The organism is Mesorhizobium sp. M0239, from assembly GCF_040321815.1.
In the GTDB taxonomy this organism is placed as follows: Bacteria; Pseudomonadota; Alphaproteobacteria; order Rhizobiales; family Rhizobiaceae; genus Mesorhizobium.
In genome coordinates this window covers 17,667-33,796 of record NZ_JAMYSG010000032.1, presented here as the reverse complement: position 1 = coordinate 33,796, position 16,130 = coordinate 17,667, and the positions used below count along the sequence as shown (strand labels likewise).

Annotated in this window: 13 protein-coding genes; 3 read left to right on the top strand and 10 right to left on the bottom strand. The window is 61.9% G+C overall.

What is annotated here, in order from left to right; translation table 11 throughout:
- Nucleotides 1-198: 198 nt before the first annotated feature.
- The 5 genes from NKI99_RS27450 to NKI99_RS27430 all read right to left on the bottom strand — a co-directional run bounded on the left by NKI99_RS27450 (nucleotide 199) and on the right by NKI99_RS27430 (nucleotide 6,787).
- Nucleotides 199-1,404: a hypothetical protein gene (locus NKI99_RS27450; protein ID WP_352612799.1), complete on the bottom strand. Its 1,206-nt coding sequence runs from the start codon at nucleotides 1,402-1,404 to the stop codon at nucleotides 199-201.
- A gap of 226 nt (nucleotides 1,405-1,630) precedes the next feature.
- On the bottom strand, nucleotides 1,631-3,436 hold the full coding sequence (locus tag NKI99_RS27445) for an ABC transporter ATP-binding protein (RefSeq protein WP_352612798.1): 1,806 nt from the start codon (nucleotides 3,434-3,436) through the stop codon (nucleotides 1,631-1,633).
- A gap of 380 nt (nucleotides 3,437-3,816) precedes the next feature.
- Nucleotides 3,817-4,227, bottom strand: coding sequence for a GNAT family N-acetyltransferase (locus NKI99_RS27440; RefSeq protein WP_352612797.1), 411 nt, complete (start codon nucleotides 4,225-4,227; stop codon nucleotides 3,817-3,819).
- A 37-nt stretch (nucleotides 4,228-4,264) separates the two neighbouring features.
- Nucleotides 4,265-5,941: an NAD+ synthase gene (locus tag NKI99_RS27435; RefSeq protein WP_023810566.1), complete on the bottom strand. Its 1,677-nt coding sequence runs from the start codon at nucleotides 5,939-5,941 to the stop codon at nucleotides 4,265-4,267.
- A 129-nt stretch (nucleotides 5,942-6,070) separates the two neighbouring features.
- A complete protein-coding gene (locus NKI99_RS27430) occupies nucleotides 6,071-6,787 on the bottom strand; it encodes a DNA-3-methyladenine glycosylase I (RefSeq protein ID WP_023810565.1) in 717 nt (238 codons plus the stop codon).
- A 92-nt stretch (nucleotides 6,788-6,879) separates the two neighbouring features.
- Here NKI99_RS27430 and NKI99_RS27425 point away from each other — a divergent pair, with 92 nt between their 5' ends.
- The gene (locus tag NKI99_RS27425; RefSeq protein ID WP_023810564.1) at nucleotides 6,880-7,443 is read left to right on the top strand and encodes a DUF1003 domain-containing protein; all 564 of its coding nucleotides are present in this window, start codon (nucleotides 6,880-6,882) and stop codon (nucleotides 7,441-7,443) included.
- On the top strand, nucleotides 7,440-8,027 hold the full coding sequence (locus NKI99_RS27420; RefSeq protein WP_352552967.1) for a DedA family protein: 588 nt from the start codon (nucleotides 7,440-7,442) through the stop codon (nucleotides 8,025-8,027). Before NKI99_RS27425 ends, NKI99_RS27420 begins: the two co-directional genes overlap by 4 nt.
- Before the next feature lie 3 nt (nucleotides 8,028-8,030).
- Here NKI99_RS27420 and NKI99_RS27415 read toward each other — a convergent pair whose 3' ends face one another.
- The 3 genes from NKI99_RS27415 to NKI99_RS27405 form a co-directional block, all read right to left on the bottom strand.
- Nucleotides 8,031-8,618 (bottom strand): hemerythrin domain-containing protein, encoded by a 588-nt coding sequence (locus NKI99_RS27415; RefSeq protein ID WP_352552965.1) that lies wholly within the window; start codon nucleotides 8,616-8,618, stop codon nucleotides 8,031-8,033.
- A gap of 40 nt (nucleotides 8,619-8,658) precedes the next feature.
- On the bottom strand, nucleotides 8,659-9,018 hold the full coding sequence (locus tag NKI99_RS27410; RefSeq protein ID WP_023810560.1) for a diacylglycerol kinase: 360 nt from the start codon (nucleotides 9,016-9,018) through the stop codon (nucleotides 8,659-8,661).
- A gap of 81 nt (nucleotides 9,019-9,099) precedes the next feature.
- Entirely contained in the window at nucleotides 9,100-9,516 is a 417-nt protein-coding gene (locus NKI99_RS27405; protein WP_023810559.1) for a GFA family protein, read from the bottom strand.
- Between the two features lie 408 nt (nucleotides 9,517-9,924).
- On the opposite strand from NKI99_RS27405, the gene NKI99_RS27400 reads away from it, so the two are divergent.
- Entirely contained in the window at nucleotides 9,925-10,998 is a 1,074-nt protein-coding gene (locus tag NKI99_RS27400; RefSeq protein WP_023810558.1) for a diguanylate cyclase domain-containing protein, read from the top strand.
- Between the two features lie 104 nt (nucleotides 10,999-11,102).
- Here NKI99_RS27400 and NKI99_RS27395 read toward each other — a convergent pair whose 3' ends face one another.
- Both NKI99_RS27395 and mfd read right to left on the bottom strand, forming a co-directional pair.
- A complete protein-coding gene (locus NKI99_RS27395; protein WP_013531905.1) occupies nucleotides 11,103-12,476 on the bottom strand; it encodes a class II 3-deoxy-7-phosphoheptulonate synthase in 1,374 nt (457 codons plus the stop codon).
- 134 nt (nucleotides 12,477-12,610) lie between these two features.
- The gene (mfd, locus tag NKI99_RS27390; protein WP_352612796.1) at nucleotides 12,611-16,108 is read right to left on the bottom strand and encodes a transcription-repair coupling factor; all 3,498 of its coding nucleotides are present in this window, start codon (nucleotides 16,106-16,108) and stop codon (nucleotides 12,611-12,613) included.
- Nucleotides 16,109-16,130: the final 22 nt, after the last annotated feature.

Genomic DNA, 16,130 nt, shown 5'->3' with positions numbered 1-16,130 from the left:
CATTTTGTGCCGGCAGCTTTTCACGATAGGAATTTTTTCTTGACTCGGTGCCCTCAGCTATGGTACATATTTGGGTATGGTTCTGATTTGCGCCAGTGACCCGCCGCACAGGCGGTTTTTTCGTTTAATGCTCCGTCAGCCTACGCGCCGGCGAAGGAACCCGTTACCCGAGTTCGCAATCCTGCCGGTTGAAGGCGATCAGCGGCCGAAATCATCGGAACTGAGGCGGGTCCAGCGGTCGCCCACCAATCCACCGATAAAGATGTCGCCGGAGCGGACCGCTTCCGTGACCTCGGCGATCCGCGAGCGGACCATCGTTCCCCCGGCATAGCGGAAGAAGACATTCTTGTAGCCAAAGAGTTGAGGTATGAATCTGGTCTGCGTCTGTCCGGTGATACCCACGCAGCCCATCTCCCATGCGGCGGCGACAAGCGCATCCAGCGTCGCGCCCCAGTGCGATCCGGATGCCTGGATCTGCAACAGGTTCGCCATGTCGCCGGCTTGACCATAAAAGGCATAACAACCGAGCATTTTGCCCGTTTCGTCGTAGGTCCCACCGAAATGAAGGGGGCCGTCGGCCCGCTTCTCGGCCGCCAGCGCAAGCAGTCGTGGCAGCTCCCCATCCTTCCAACTCGGCCGAAGAGCGTAACCAGACAGGAGGGTCGGCAGCTTCTCGGCAAATTGAACGGCATCGATCGGCTCACGATGGGTGCGATGCGACGATGAATGGAGGACCGGTGGCTCGAACCTTTTCTTCGCAAGAGCATCGAATGCTCTCGCGCATGGATCGAGTACAAGGCGAGGCAGGCCAGGCCATTTACGGTGCAGTGCGGCGGCGGCCATCGCCGCCGGCCGGAAAACATATGTCCATCCCAGACAATGCACCGGAAGGAGTTGATACTTCATCGGGCGCGCGAAGGCCAAGGATGTCCGGTTGGCCGAATCGGTCAGCTGCAGATCGAATTCGCCTTGATGCAAGGCACGCAGCAATTGGGGACCGGCCGAGCCGTCATCGGTGCCGGGGTCGGCCATGAGCGGCCCGATGATCGCCGCATTCAATGCCGCTCCATTGAGCTCGTAGCGGGCTTTCAGAACGCCGAGGAACCCACCCAGACGACCGTGCCGGTTGATCTGGACAAGAGCGTTGCTTTCCCCGGAGTGGCCGACAGGGTCGAGATAAATCTCTCTCATATACGCGGCCGTCTCCGCGATCGCGCGATCGACGAGGTGACGGCGGCGCCGGCGAAACTTCGTCAGGAAGAGTGCGGCGACGCGCTCGAGATCTTCGGCGGCGAGCGGCCGAACCAAGCCATGCTGAGATTCCAGCACTGACGGCGCAGCCAACTTCTCCTCGGCATTTGCAGAAAGATGCATCGTGAAGAACGTCCGTAGGTTGCCCTCCATCGGATATATATCAACCAATGGTAGAAACAACGTATCTCGGTCGGTATGATGAACAGAGGTCTCAAGACTTACTATCCGGACAGGACTTCACAGGCAAATCAAGTCGGCCAGAATCACGGCGCTGATCGGCGGGTTGGCCGCGGCCCTGCGATCGCATGCCCTGCTCCAGTCCGCTGACCGTGCCGGACAGAGGCGGCCTCCGGCCGAAGCTGGAGGCCGCCTCAGGTCAGCTCACAAGTCCCTTGGTCAGCTCGAGCGCCTGGCGTTCGAACAGGCGACGGTAGATGCCGCCTTTCAGCCGGATCAGTTCGTCATGCGAGCCTTCCTCGACGATGTTGCCGCGATCGAAGACCAGCAGGCGGTCCAGCGCCCTCACCGTCGAAAGCCGGTGCGCGATGACCAGCGTCGTGCGGCCGACCATCAGCCGCTCCATCGCCTGCTGGATCAGCACCTCCGACTCCGAATCGAGGCTCGATGTCGCCTCGTCGAGGATCAGGATACGCGCATCGGCAAGGAAGGCGCGCGCGATCGCCACGCGCTGGCGCTCGCCGCCCGACAGTTTCACGCCGCGTTCGCCGACCAGCGTGCCATAGCCCTTCGGCAGGTTGGTGATGAAGTCATGCGCACTCGCCAGCTTCGCGGCATGCTCGATCTCCTCCTGCGTCGCACTCGGCCTGGCATAGGCGATGTTTTCGGCCAGCGACCGGTGGAACAGGATCGGCTCCTGCTGGACGATGGCGATCTGCCCGCGCAACGAGGCTTGCGCCACCTGCGAGATGTCCTGGCCGTCGACCAGGATTTCCCCCGCATTCACATCATAGAGCCGCTGGATAAGCTTGACGAAGGTCGTCTTGCCCGACCCGGAATGGCCGACCAGCCCGACGCGCTCACCCGGCGCGATGTCGACCGAAAAGTCGCGGTAAAGCGCCGATCGGTGATGGCCATAGTGAAAGGTGACGTTGTCAAAGCTGATCCGTCCTTCGGTGATCCGGATCGGCTTGGCACCGGGCCGGTCCTCGATGCCGAGCGGTTCGGACTGGAAATCGACCAGCTCTTCCATATCGTTGATGGAGCGCTGCAGATTGCGGATATGCGTGCCGATATCCCTGAGATAGCCCTGCAGCACGAAGAGCGAGGTCAGCACGAAGGCAACATCGCCGGCGCTCGCCTGCCCCCACGACCACAGCATCAGCGCCAGGCCGATCACCGCGGCGCGCATGACCAGCAGCAGCACCCCTTGCGTGGTGCCGTTGATGGTACCGCGCACCCAGGTGCGCCGTGTGCGCGCACGCCATTTGGCGACGACCTTGGCCAGTCGGCGTTCTTCGCGCTCCTCGGCGCCAAAGCCCTTGACCACGGCGTTGCAGCTGACCGCGTCGGCCAGCGAGCCGCCGAGGCGGGTATCCCAGGTGTTGGCGAGCCTTGCCGCCGGCGCGACATAGCCAAGCGACAGCAGCGCCGTCACCGTGATGAACAACACCGAACCGGCAGCAACGACCGCACCCATCAACGGCCAGAACCAGCCGAGCAGCAACGTCGAGCCGACCAGCATGACGACCGACGGCAGCAGCGCGATGAGGATGGTGTCGTTGAGCAGGTCGAGCGCCCACATGCCGCGCGTCACCTTGCGCACGGTCGAGCCGGCAAAGCTGTTGGCATGCCAGTCGGTGGAAAAGCGCTGGACGCGATGGAAAGCATCGGCGGCGATGTCGGCCATCATCTTCAACGTCAACTCGACGATCCCCATGAACGCAAGGTTGCGCAACACGACGCCGGCCAGCGCCAACGCCATCAGCATCGAGAACGCCATCAGCGCGGCATTCCAGGCAATCGCGTCGGCGCCGGCGCTGCTGGCGACGGCGTCGACCAGCCGGCCGGAATAGAGCGGCGTCAGCACATCGGCCAGTGTCGACAGCAGGAAGCTGCCCATGATGAGCGAAAGCCGCCACGGCTGGCGCCGCCAATGGGTAAGCGTGAAGCCAAGAACGCTGCGAAAGGCGCTCGCGCGCAAATCGATCTTAAAACGAGCCATGATGTCATTCGGGCACAAACGAGCCCGATCCCGGTAGGTCGAAAATTGAAGAAGCCGCGCAAGGGGCCAATGAGTGCCCGGAAAGCGGAGTGGCATATTTGGCGTCTCGCCCATAATCGGGCGGCGACCGGCATCGGCATAAGCCTGTGCTCGATCCGGCATCAGCACGAAGGGCAAACCTTCGCTGAGCGCCGGATGAGACCTAGGCTTCGCGGCCTCGCATTACCATGTGAAATACTGCCATTCGGACCTCCCGCAAGACAATTGCGGAGGGGTCCTTATAGAGACGCTCCGATGCATCGCCAAGACGGGCTGACGCCAAAAGCGTATCTGGTCCAACCACTGCGATTATTTTGCAACAATGGCGGGCAAGCCGCGCCTCATTCAGAAACGCGATCGAAGCGCATGTAGCGGCCATCGGTTGATGGCTTGAACCCGAGCTTTTCATACATGCCATGGGCATCGCTGGTCGACAGGCTCCAATGGAAAACGGTCCTGACCTCCGGATGGTCGATCAGGGCCTGGACGAGCCGGCTGCCTATGCCCTGCCCGCGGTTCTCCGGCCAGACGATGATATCGGCGAGATAGGCGAATACCGTGCGGTCGGTGATCGCGCGGCCGAAGCCGACTTGCTTGCCATCGACATAGGCACCGACGCACAGTGAATTGGCAAAGGCGCGGCGATGGACTTCGTCAGTGCGTCCGGCGCCCCAATAGCTTGCCATCAACAGGTCCGATGTCGCACGGAAACCGATCCGTGACATGTCGAAGCTGATTTCACAATCGGGCATGGCTGTCTCCGGCCGCACCGCCGCGCGCTTTCGGTACTTAGCTGCGATCCCTGAAACGATTGGTGATGGGATAGCGGCGGTCGCGGCCAAAATTCTTTTTGGTGATCTTCACGCCCGGCGCCGCCTGCCGTCGCTTGTATTCTGCGATGTAGAGCAGGTGCTCGATGCGCGTCGCTGTCGCCCGGTCATGGCCGCGCGCGACGATATCGTCGACACCCATCTCGTTCTCAACCAGGCATTCGAGAATATCGTCCAGCACCGGATAGGGCGGCAGCGAATCCTGGTCGGTCTGGTTCTCGCGCAATTCCGCCGATGGCGCCTTGTCGATGATGTTTTTCGGGATCACCTCGCCCGAGGGGCCAAGCGCGCCCGGCGGCACGTGGCTGTTGCGCCAGCGCGACAGCGCGTAGACCTGCATCTTGTAGAGATCCTTGATCGGATTGAAGCCGCCATTCATGTCGCCATAGAGCGTAGCGTAGCCGACCGACATCTCGCTCTTGTTGCCGGTGGTGACGACCATCGAGCCGAACTTGTTGGAGATCGCCATCAGGATGGTGCCGCGCGCGCGGCTCTGCAGATTCTCTTCGGTGATGCCTTCCTTGGTGCCTTCGAACATCTGCGTCAGCGCGTGCAGAAACCCTTCGACCGGCTCGAAGATCGGCACGATGTCGTAGCGGCAGCCGAGCGCCCGCGCGCAATCCTCGGCATCTTTCAGCGAGTCCTTCGAGGTGTAGCGGTAGGGCATCATCACCGCGCGCAGGCGTTCCTCGCCGAGCGCATCGACGGCGAGCGCCGCGCAGATCGCCGAATCGATGCCGCCGGACAGACCAAGCACCACATTCTTGAAGCCGTTCTTGTTGACGTAGTCCCGCAGGCCTAGCATGCAGGCGCGATAGTCGGCCTCCTCCCGGTCCGGAATTTTCGACATCGGCCCTTCGGAACAGACCCAGTGATCGCCCTGGCGTTTCCATGTAGTGACGTCGACCGCTTCCTCGAACTGGCTCATCTGGAAGGCAAGCGTCTTGTCGGCGCCAATGGCAAACGAGGCGCCGTCGAAGATCAGCTCGTCCTGGCCGCCAAGCTGGTTGGCATAGATCATCGGCAGCCCGCATTCGATGACCTGGCGGATGACGACCTGGTGGCGGACATCGATCTTGGCGCGGTAGTAGGGCGAGCCGTTCGGCACCAGCAGGATTTCCGCCCCGCTTTCGGCCAGCGACTCGCAGATATCGACATCGCCCCAGATGTCCTCGCAGATCGGAACTCCGATGCGCACGCCGCGGAAATTGACCGGCCCCTGGATCTCGGGTCCGGCCTGGAAGACGCGCTTCTCGTCGAACTCGCCGTAGTTAGGCAGATCGAGCTTGTAACGTTCCGCGATGATCTTGCCGCCATCGGCGAAGACGATCGAATTGTGCGTGCCGCTCTTGCGCTTCAACGGCGTGCCGATGATGACGCCGGGACCTCCATCCGCGGTGTCGGCGGCAAAATCCTGTGCCGCCTTTTCGCAGGCTTTCAAAAAGGCCGGCTTCAGCACCAGATCCTCCGGCGGATAGCCGGCGAGGAAAAGCTCGGTATAGAGCACGAGATCGGCGCCTTGACGTGCGGCATCCGCCCTCGCCTCGCGGGCCTTGGCGAGATTGCCTGATATGTCGCCGACAGTCGGATTGAGCTGGGCGACGGCGATGCGCAGGATGTCGAGCTTCTTGGTCATGCCTGCTGACTTAGCGCGGCAAAATTGCCCGGGCAATGGCGTTCGTTTGGACCAATTCGGACCGATTGACATACGTCAACCGTGTACGGACCGATCAACGTACTTCAATCGTGGCGATACGACCAGGTATCAGTCGTCGCCCATATATTCGCGCAGCGCTTGCGGCGAATGGTTCTCGCCGATCGACATCGCCAGGATGCGTGAAATATGCCGGCGCGGCAGATGCGTCTCCGCTGCCCATTGGTTGATTTGCCTCTGGATCTTGTCCAGGTCCTTCTTCGAAGTCGGGCTTTCGGCGATGTCTAGGCCGGCGTCGCGCAACGCCGCGGCCATATCGCCCGAGATGACGAACGCATCCCAACCCAGCCAGCGCAGGAAATACTGGCCCGTATTGCCGCCCAGCCGGCTGCCATGCTTGCCGAGCCAGGCCATCAGCCCGACCTGGTCGTCAGCCGGCCAGTTGGCGAGGAATTGGCCGAAACCGCCATATTCCTTCGACACGCGCTCGACGAAGGCAGCGTTGTCGCGCACGGATCTGATCTTCTGCGGGTTGCGCACGATGCGCTGGTCCGCCGTCAGATCGTGCCAGAAATCATCGGGCTGGAACAACAGCCGCTTCGGCTCGAAGCGCAGAAACGCCTCCTCGAAGCCCGGCCATTTCTGCTCGATGACGCGCCAGACGAAACCAGCGGCGAAGACGCGTTCGGCCATAACAGAGAGAATGCGGTCATCGGCGATGTCAGCCACGGCGGCATTGTCAGGCGCCGGACCCAGCAGCGACGTAAGTTCCTCTTCGCCGCCCTTGCGTTTTGCGGCGCGTGCGCGAATTTTCTTGAAATCGGCCATTGGTCCCTCGGCAACTGGAATCAATCTAACACTTCCCGTGAGAGCCGGCAGCCTCTACCTCTTACGGCAAGCCAAAGACCCTGGAGATGGCCATGAACAAGACGATCGACGACCTGGCGAACCGCTGGCTCAAGCGGCGGCCGGACGGCCTCAGCCAGCTCGAAAGCCGGGTGCTGCAATCGACGCTCGAACGGACCACCATCTCGCGCGACACCAACAAGGCCGTCGCCTTCCACCAGACCTTCGGCGACCGGCTCGCCGACACGATCGCCCGCATCGGTGGGTCATGGTCCTTCATCCTGACCTTCATCGCCTTTCTGATCCTGTGGACATCAGGCAATGTCTGGCTGCTGTCGCGTGACGCCTTCGATCCCTACCCGTTCATCTTCCTCAATCTCGTTCTGTCGATGGTCGCCGCCTTGCAGGCGCCGGTGATCATGATGGCGCAGAACCGCCAGACCGAACGCGACCGCATCGACGCCGCCCACGATTACGAGGTCAACCTGAAAGCCGAGATCGAGATCATGGCGCTGCATGAAAAGCTGGATGAACTGCGCCACGGCCAGATTCTCGGTATGCGCGACGAGATCGTGCAGCTGACCGAAATGGTCAAGCGGATCGACGAAAGGCTGTCTTCGCAGCAGTCGGCTTCATGACCGACGCAATCCATCATTTCATCGAACAATACGGGCTGCTCGCGGTCTTTATCGGTTGCGTCGCGGAGGGCGAAAGTGCCGCCATCCTTGGCGGCTTCTTCGCCCACCAGCAGGTCTTCGTCCTGTGGCACGCGGTTCTTGCGGCCGCGCTCGGCGCCTTCGTCGGCGATACTTTCTTCTTCATCCTCGGACGAAGCTTCGCCGACCATCCCTATGTCGTCAGATTGCGCAAACGGCCCGGCTTCCGCCGCGCCTTTCGGCTGCTCAACACCCATCCCGACATTTTCGTGCTGTCCAACCGCTATATCTACGGCATGCGCCTCGTCGGCGGCATTGCAGCCGGGCTTTCCAACATTGCCGCGCCGCGCTTCGTCATCCTCAACGCGCTTTCATCGGCGGTCTGGGCGGTACTGTTCGGCACGATCGGTTATGTCTTTGGACTGGGAGCCGAGCACGTCATCGGCCAGGCGTTGATGCATCACGAACGGTTGCTGATCGGGCTTGGCATCGGCCTGACCGTGGCCGTTCTGGCATGGCTCGTCGCCCGTCACATCGCCAGGAAGGAACGCGCCAGGGAGGACTGATCGTCAATCCACGCCGAGCGCCTGATCCCCCCGATCGAGGATCAGCGGGATGATCAGGTCTTCCTCGTCGGCAAGATGCCTTGTCAGCATGGCGATCAGCCGGCTGTTTTCGTCGGCATAGGCGTCGGCGGCAAAGCGCTGTCTGTCTTCGTTTTCCTGAAGCGTCTTGATGAACGCATTGGCCGCCTCGGCATTGCGCTCCAGCCCTTCATGAATGGTGTGATGGTCGGCATCGAGAATCTCGAAGCCGCGCTTCAAACGGGGCTCGGCCTTGGCGAAGACCGGAAAATATTGATAATCCTCGACATTGTGGTGACCGTCGAGATGCCCAAGAAAATGATCGAGGCGCGGCGCGAACCAGCGCGCGAAATCAGGCGCCGTCAGCCGTCCCTCACGGTAGTCCCCAATACCGTTGGCCAGCATGCCGCCAAGTTCGCGGAACATGTCGTGCCGCTGCAGCCACATATTGGCGATGCCATGGATGTTGGCATGGTCCTGCCAGTTTTCACGCGGGTATTTTTCGACGAGCCAGCGCAGATCGTCTGGCAGGCCAGCACGCTCAAGAAGCAGAAAGCTCGTGGCTTCGGACATGACAGTCTCCTTTGGTGACTGGCATGTAGGCATCGAAAGGCTAGATCGGTAGTCCCGTAATCCGCTCGATAATCGCGATACCCCAGACGCCGGCGACGATGAGCACCGAAATCAGCACCGCCAGCGAACCGCAATCCTTGGCCAACTGGATATCGACATTGAACTCGCGGCTGAAAGCGTCGCATGCCGCCTCGATGCCGGTGTTCAGCACTTCGACCATGATCAAGAGCAGCACGGCGCCGATCAGCAAAGCATAACCGCGCCACGAGATCGAAACGAACCAGCCGAGCGGCAAGGCAAGCGCCAGCAGCATCAGCTCCTGCTGGAAAGCCTTCTCGCTGGTGGCCAGCTTGCGAAACGCCCGCACCGAATTGAAATAAGCATCGATCAGCCGCTGCATGCCAAACCCCTTTGCGAATCACCGGCACGGGATAATGCAATGGCTGGCCAGATCAATGGAATAAGGTGACTTGTCCAAGATTCATTCAGCAACCGGTATGGACGGTGTCGACTTTTCAAACTGCGGCAGCCCGTCGTCGATCGAATAGTAGTCACCCTTGTCACCGACGAAGATATGGCATTCCCCCTCAAGACCTGTCGGCTTGTCGAACGATCCCGCCATGACTGAAACGTAGTCCTGGTCTCGCGGCTTCCAGAACAGCACCGATCCGCATGCCTTGCAGAACCCACGCCTGGCGAAGGTAGAGGCTTCGTACCAGGTGATACTTTCCGTGCCCTCGATCACAATGTCGGCGTTGGCAACATTGGTCGCGGCATAGAAATGTCCGCTCTGCTTGCGGCATTGCGAACAATGACAATAGACGACGCCACGCAGCGCTCCGTGCGTTTTGAAGCGAACCGCTCCGCACAGACACGATCCCGTGTGATTGTCGCTCATTTCGACCTCCTCGAGGAAAACTCTGCCTCAGCATCGTCGTCAGGATTCCAGCTTTGCGACGACCACACGCAAGCAAATGCGACATGTACTGGCGTGGTGAATCCGAAATTCGGTTTCATTTTCAAGAGCGCGATGCGCGAATTTCGGATTCAAAGCCACCAAACTGGCGTCGTTTTCGATTATTGGGTGCGCAAATTTAAGCTTTTACAGCCGCAGGTAGAGAAAAACTGTGGAATCTCGGCAAATTAAGGAAACTTTAGCGCTGGCGCATTTATGGTCATGGCAAGCGAAGGTCGTGGGTGGGGACGCATCCCTTTGCAAGTTGTTCTGGAGTCGGTCGCATTCCCCAGGTCGGCGACAAAGGGAACCCGCGAATTCTACAGCGGAATCCGAGGGGAAGAATCAAAAATGCAGCCGGCAGCTCTTCCGACCGAACGAAGCACCGACATCGCGGCCAGTGTCGTTGCCACAATGCGCCAGCTGGGCGTGCTCAGCCTGCCGCGCAACTACGAGATTTTCTACGAGGCGCTGAGCGGCACCAATCGCGAACTCAGCCTCGCCGTCGTTTCGCTGAGCAGCCGGCCGACACAAGATGAACTGGACCAGATCGGGCGCACTTTCTTTGCCCACAACCATGGTCCGGGCATCGTCGAGCATGCCAGAGACGTCATCGCCAGGGAGCTCGAGGAGGTTGCTTCGTTGCTGCGGAGCGAGCGCAGCCACATCGAGAAATACGGCAGGATCCTCGATGAGACATCGAGCGGCCTCAGCGGCCGCAGCCTTCTCTCTCAGGATCTCCTGCAGAAGATCGCCAACGCCATGGCGGTTGCCACCAATTCGACGATCGATCACGGCCGGCAGGTGGCCTCGACGCTCAGCGACAAGACGGCCGAACTCGAGAGCGTCAAGTCGAAGCTTGAGGAGTATAAGCGGCTGGCCGACACCGATCCGTTGACCCATATCTGGAATCGGCGCGCCTTCGACAAGGAGATCACCAGGATCTACAACAGCAACAGGGGTATCCTGTTCAACGCCCTGGTTCTTGTCGACATCGACCGCTTCAAGGATATCAACGACCGCTATGGCCACCCGGTCGGCGACAAGATCATCCAGAGCATCGCCGATATTTTCCAGACCAGCATTCGCGGCGACATGTTCGTCGCCCGCACCGGCGGCGAGGAGTTCGCGCTGATCATCGAGGGCGCCAGCGAGGACGCCACCTATGACGTCGCGGAGCGTATTCGTGCCCTGATCGCGCAGACGCCGTTCACCAGCAGCCAGACCGGTACGAATTACGGCACCGTTACCGTCTCGATGGGTATCTGCATGGCGTCCGAAGCCGAAGGACCCGAAGATCTCTACACCAAGGCCGACCGGGCGCTCTATCGCTCGAAGGTCAGCGGCCGCAACCGCGTCACCAGGCACTCGACGATGGCAGGCCCCCGGGCCGGCAAGAGCTGGCTGCTCTACAAGAAGGACTGACAGTCCCTGCCCGCTGGTGCCGGGAACACTGGACTAGCGCAGACATAAAAGGCGCCCGATTTCTCGGACGCCCTTTCGTGGATCTTATTCGGACTGCGCGAAAATCAGCCGTTGGCAACCTGCTTGTGCTGCACCGGGTGGCTCTTCTTCAACAGATCCGAGACCAGGAACGCCAGTTCGATCGCCTGGTCGGCGTTAAGACGCGGATCGCAATGGGTGTGGTAGCGGTCCTGCAACTCCTCGGCGGTGATGGCGCGCGCGCCACCGGTGCATTCGGTGACGTTCTTGCCGGTCATCTCGACATGGATGCCGCCCGGATGCGTGCCTTCGGCGCGGTGCACCTCGAAGAAGGTCTGCACCTCCTTCAGAATGCGGTCGAACGGCCGCGTCTTGTAGCCGGCGGCCTCGATCGTGTTGCCGTGCATCGGATCCGACGACCACACCACGGAGCGGCCTTCCTTCTGCACCGCGCGCACCAGCTTCGGCAGATGGTCGGCGACCTTGTCGGAACCGAAGCGGGCGATCAGCGTCAGCCGGCCGGGCTCGTTCTCGGGATTGAGCAGGTCGATCAGCTCCAGCAAGCCGTCCGGCGTCAGCGACGGACCGCATTTCAGGCCGAGCGGGTTCTTGATGCCACGGCAATATTCGACATGCGCATGGTCGGGCTGGCGGGTGCGGTCTCCGATCCAGATCATGTGACCCGAGGTGGCGTACCAGTCGCCGGAGGTCGAATCGACACGCGTCAGTGCCTCCTCATAGCCGAGCAGCAGCGCCTCGTGGCTGGTGTAGAAATCGGTCTCGCGCAGCGCGTAGTTGGTTTCCGAGGTGATGCCGACGGCCTTCATGAAGTCCATCGTCTCGGTGATGCGGTTGGCAAGAGACTCGTATTTCTCGCCCTGCGGACTGTCGGACACGAAGCCGAGCATCCAGCGGTGCACATTCTCCAGGCTGGCATAGCCGCCTTGCGCGAAGGCGCGCAAAAGGTTGAGCGTCGCCGCCGACTGGCGATACGCCATCTCCTGGCGAGCGGGGTCCGGAATGCGCGACTTGGGGTCGAATTCGATGCCGTTGATGATATCGCCGCGATAGCTGGGCAGCGTCACCTCACCCTTGGTCTCGTTGTCGGACGATCGCGGCTTGGCGAACTGGCCGGCAACGCGGCCGACCTTCACCACCGGCTGCGCGCCGGCGAAGGTGAGCACCACGGACATCTGCAGGAAGACGCGGAAGAAGTCGCGGATGTTGTCCGCGCCATGCTCGGCGAAGCTCTCGGCGCAATCGCCGCCCTGCAGGAGGAATGCGTCACCGGCGGCGACAGAAGCGAGCTGCTTCTTCAGCTTGCGCGCCTCACCGGCAAAAACCAGCGGCGGAAAGGTTGCGAGCTGGGCCTCCGTGTTCTTCAGCGCGGCAAGGTCCGGATAGGCAGGGACCTGCTTGATCGGCTTTGCTCTCCACGAATTCGGCGACCATTTCGTCATCGCTGCACCCAACGCTCTTTCCAGCGGCCTATACTCCGCCATTCCCGCCCCCATTTGGGGATCGCGGCTCCATACACGAAGCCGATTTCCTATTCTAGACCGGAATTCAAGCGCTGGCGAATGGTCCGGGCGGGCTATGCCGCCTTCTCCACCAGCCGCGCCAACTGCGTCATGACCACCGCCGAGCCCGCCAATCGCTTCTCGGGGGTTGGCCAATCGCGTACGAAGACGACGCTGTGGTCCGGCCGGATCTTGGCCAGCGAGCCCTGCTCGCCGATGAACCGGACGAGCCCAACCGGGTTGGAGAATTCGCGCTTGCGGAAATGAATGACGACGCCCTTCGGCCCGGCGTCGAGCTTCTCGACATTGGCTTTGCGGCAGAGCGCCTTGATGAAGACGATCTTGAGCAGATGCTTGACCTCTTCCGGCAGCGGGCCGAAGCGGTCGATCAGCTCGGCGCCGAAAGCGTCGATTTCCTCGGTGTTCTCGAGATCGCCGAGACGGCGATAAAGCGCCAGCCGAAGCTGCAGGTCCGGAACATAGCTTTCCGGGATCATCACCGCCGTGCCGACGGCAATCTGCGGCGACCAGCCGCCATCCTGGACCTCGCCGGAATCCTTCACCTCGGCGACAGCCTCTTCCAGCATCTGCTGGTAGAGCTCGAAGCCGACCTCCTTGATGTGGCCGGACTGCTCTTCGCCGAGAAGATTGCCGGCGCCCCTGATATCGAGATCGTGGCTGGCGAGCTGGAAGCCGGCGCCCAGAGTATCGAGCGATTGCAGCACCTTCAGCCTCCGCTCCGCGGTGTCGGTCAGCTTGCGGTTGGCCGGCAGCGTGAACAGCGCATAGGCGCGCACCTTCGAGCGGCCGACGCGGCCGCGCAACTGGTAAAGCTGCGACAGGCCGAACATGTCGGCGCGATGGATGATCAGCGTGTTGGCGGTCGGGATGTCGAGGCCGGATTCGACGATGGTCGTGGACAACAGCACATCGTACTGGCCGTCGTAGAAGGCATTCATGATGTCGTCGAGTTCGCCCGGCGGCATCTGGCCATGGGCCACCGCCACCTTCAACTCCGGCACGGATTCCTTCAGGAAATCATGGATTTCCGAGAGATCGCTGATGCGCGGCACCACATAGAAGGAATGGCCGCCACGATAGCGCTCGCGCAGCAGCGTCTCGCGGATGACCAGCGGATCGAAGGGCGAGATGAAGGTGCGCACCGCCATGCGGTCGACCGGCGGCGTGGCGATCAGCGACAGTTCGCGCACCCCGGTCAACGCCAGTTGCAGCGTGCGCGGGATCGGCGTCGCCGACAGCGTCAGCACGTGCACGTCGGTCTTCAAATCCTTCAGCCGCTCCTTGTGCTTGACGCCAAAATGCTGCTCTTCGTCGATGATCAGCAGGCCAAGGTTCTTGAACGAGATTGCGGAACCGAGCAGCGCATGCGTACCGATGACGATGTCGACCTGGCCCTCGGCGATACCTTTCTTGGTCTCGGCCAGTTCCTTGGCGCCGACTAGCCGCGACGCCTGGCCGACACGGATCGGCAGGCCGGAGAAACGCTGCGAAAAGGTCTTGAAATGCTGGCGCGACAACAATGTCGTCGGCACCACAACCGCCACCTGAAAGCCTTCCATCGCCGCGATGAAGGCGGCGCGCAGCGCCACTTCGGTCTTGCCGAAGCCGACATCGCCGCAAATCAGCCGGTCCATCGGCTTGCCGGCGCCAAGGTCGTCCCGTACCGAGTCGATCGCTGTCTGCTGGTCGTCGGTTTCCTCATAGGGGAACCGCGCGGCGAACTCGCCATAGAGGCCTTCTGCCGGCACCAGTGGCGGTGCGGAGCGCATCTGCCGCTCGGCGGCGATGCGGATCAATTGACCGGCCATGTCGAGCAGACGTTTCTTCAGCCGCGCCTTGCGCGATTGCCAGGCGCCGCCGCCAAGCTTGTCCAGCGTCGCCTCGGCCGTATCAGAACCGTAGCGCGACAGGAGTTCGATGTTTTCCACCGGCAGGAACAGCCGGTCGTCGCCGGCATAGTGGATTTCCAGGCAGTCATGCGGTGCGCCGACCGCTTCGATGGTGCGCAGGCCTATGAAGCGGCCAATGCCGTGGTCGGCGTGGACGACAATGTCGCCGGCCGACAGCGCCGAGGCCTCGGCAATGAAATCCGAGGGACGCTTCTTGCGTTTCGAGCGCCGGATCAGCCGGTCGCCCAAAATGTCCTGTTCGGCGACGACGACCAGTTTTTCGGTCTCGAAGCCGGATTCGAGCGGCAGCACGGCCAAGGCCGCCTGACCCGGTTCGAGCTTTTCGGCTTCCGCCAGCGTCGCCACCTGCTTGAGGTTGCCGAGATGGTGTTCGGCAAGGATCTGGCCAAGCCGGTCGAGCGAGCCTTCGGTCCAGCCGGCAATGACAATGCGGCGGCGCGCTGCGCGCTCGTCAGCGATGTGTTTGACGACGACATCGAACACGTTGGCGTTCGGATCGGCGCGCTCCTCGACGAAGCTGCGGCCGTGGCGCGAGCCGGCGTGATAGACCTTCTTGGCGCCGACATCGGGCGTGTCGAATGGCGTGAAGTCGATGGCTTCGCGCGGCCCTAGCGAGGCAATCAGGTTTTCCGGGGAGAGATAGAGCAGGTCCGGTGCGACCGGCTTGTAGGGCACGGCGTCCTTCAAGGCACCGTCCGCCTGCTTCTTGCGCGCCTCGTAATGGTCGAGGATCAGCGTGTGGCGCTCGGCCAGCGCCTCATGCGCCAGATGGTCGAAGATGACAGGCGTGTCAGGCAGATAGTCGAACACCGTCTCCAGCCGCTCATAGAAAAACGGCAGCCAGTGTTCCATGCCGGCAAACCGCCTGCCTTCGCTGACTGCTGCATAGAGCCCGTCATCGCGCTGTGGAGCGCCAAAGGCTTCGATATAGGAGCGGCGGAAACGGCTGATGGTTTCCGCCGTCAGCGCCACCTCGCTCATCGCCTGCAGCGCCATCGACTTGCGTTGACCGGTGGTGCGCTGCGTGGCGGCATCGAAGACACGGATCGATTCCAGCGTGTCGCCGAAGAAATCGAGCCTGAGCGCTTCGGTCCAGCCGGGGGCGAACAGGTCGAGAATGCCGCCCCGCACCGCGAATTCACCGATACCGCGCACGGTCGGCACGCGCTCGAAACCGGACGTTTCCAGTCGCGACACCAGTACGTTCATGTCGATCTGGTTGCCGGGCCTGGCGTGGAAGGTCTGTGCCTCGACGAGATCCGCCGGCGGAATGCGCTGCAGCAGCGCGTTGGCGGTGGTGAGGATGACGGCGCGGTGCGGCTTCTTCGCCAGCGCGATCATGGCGGTCAGTGCATCGAGGCGCTTGGCGGCCGCATCCGAGCCGGGCGAGACGCGGTCGTAGGGCAAGCAATCCCAGGCCGGCAGTTCCAGCACCGGCAGGCCGGGGGCCGCGAAAGACAGCGCCTCGATGATCGCCGGCAGGCGCTGACCGTCGCGTGCGACGAACAGAACCGGCTTGTCGGGCGCGATCTCGAGTGCCGCCTGCACCAGCGCAAAGGCTTCGTAGCCGTCGGCGACGCCGTCGACGATGAACTGGCCGGCGCGGCCTTTCGGCAGACCGATGGTGGGAATGAGGCTCATGAAATCACGTCGTTCAGACTGT

What these genes read in the sequence shown, in the direction of transcription:
- NKI99_RS27450 (WP_352612799.1), bottom strand. Translation starts at nt 1,404, where the DNA reads ATGGAGGGCAACCTACGGACGTTCTTCACGATGCATCTTTCTGCAAAT.
- NKI99_RS27445 (WP_352612798.1), bottom strand. Translation starts at nt 3,436, where the DNA reads ATGGCTCGTTTTAAGATCGATTTGCGCGCGAGCGCCTTTCGCAGCGTT.
- NKI99_RS27440 (WP_352612797.1), bottom strand. Translation starts at nt 4,227, where the DNA reads ATGCCCGATTGTGAAATCAGCTTCGACATGTCACGGATCGGTTTCCGT.
- NKI99_RS27435 (WP_023810566.1), bottom strand. Translation starts at nt 5,941, where the DNA reads ATGACCAAGAAGCTCGACATCCTGCGCATCGCCGTCGCCCAGCTCAAT.
- NKI99_RS27430 (WP_023810565.1), bottom strand. Translation starts at nt 6,787, where the DNA reads ATGGCCGATTTCAAGAAAATTCGCGCACGCGCCGCAAAACGCAAGGGC.
- NKI99_RS27425 (WP_023810564.1), top strand. Translation starts at nt 6,880, where the DNA reads ATGAACAAGACGATCGACGACCTGGCGAACCGCTGGCTCAAGCGGCGG.
- NKI99_RS27420 (WP_352552967.1), top strand. Translation starts at nt 7,440, where the DNA reads ATGACCGACGCAATCCATCATTTCATCGAACAATACGGGCTGCTCGCG.
- NKI99_RS27415 (WP_352552965.1), bottom strand. Translation starts at nt 8,618, where the DNA reads ATGTCCGAAGCCACGAGCTTTCTGCTTCTTGAGCGTGCTGGCCTGCCA.
- NKI99_RS27410 (WP_023810560.1), bottom strand. Translation starts at nt 9,018, where the DNA reads ATGCAGCGGCTGATCGATGCTTATTTCAATTCGGTGCGGGCGTTTCGC.
- NKI99_RS27405 (WP_023810559.1), bottom strand. Translation starts at nt 9,516, where the DNA reads ATGAGCGACAATCACACGGGATCGTGTCTGTGCGGAGCGGTTCGCTTC.
- NKI99_RS27400 (WP_023810558.1), top strand. Translation starts at nt 9,925, where the DNA reads ATGCAGCCGGCAGCTCTTCCGACCGAACGAAGCACCGACATCGCGGCC.
- NKI99_RS27395 (WP_013531905.1), bottom strand. Translation starts at nt 12,476, where the DNA reads ATGACGAAATGGTCGCCGAATTCGTGGAGAGCAAAGCCGATCAAGCAG.
- mfd (WP_352612796.1), bottom strand. Translation starts at nt 16,108, where the DNA reads ATGAGCCTCATTCCCACCATCGGTCTGCCGAAAGGCCGCGCCGGCCAG.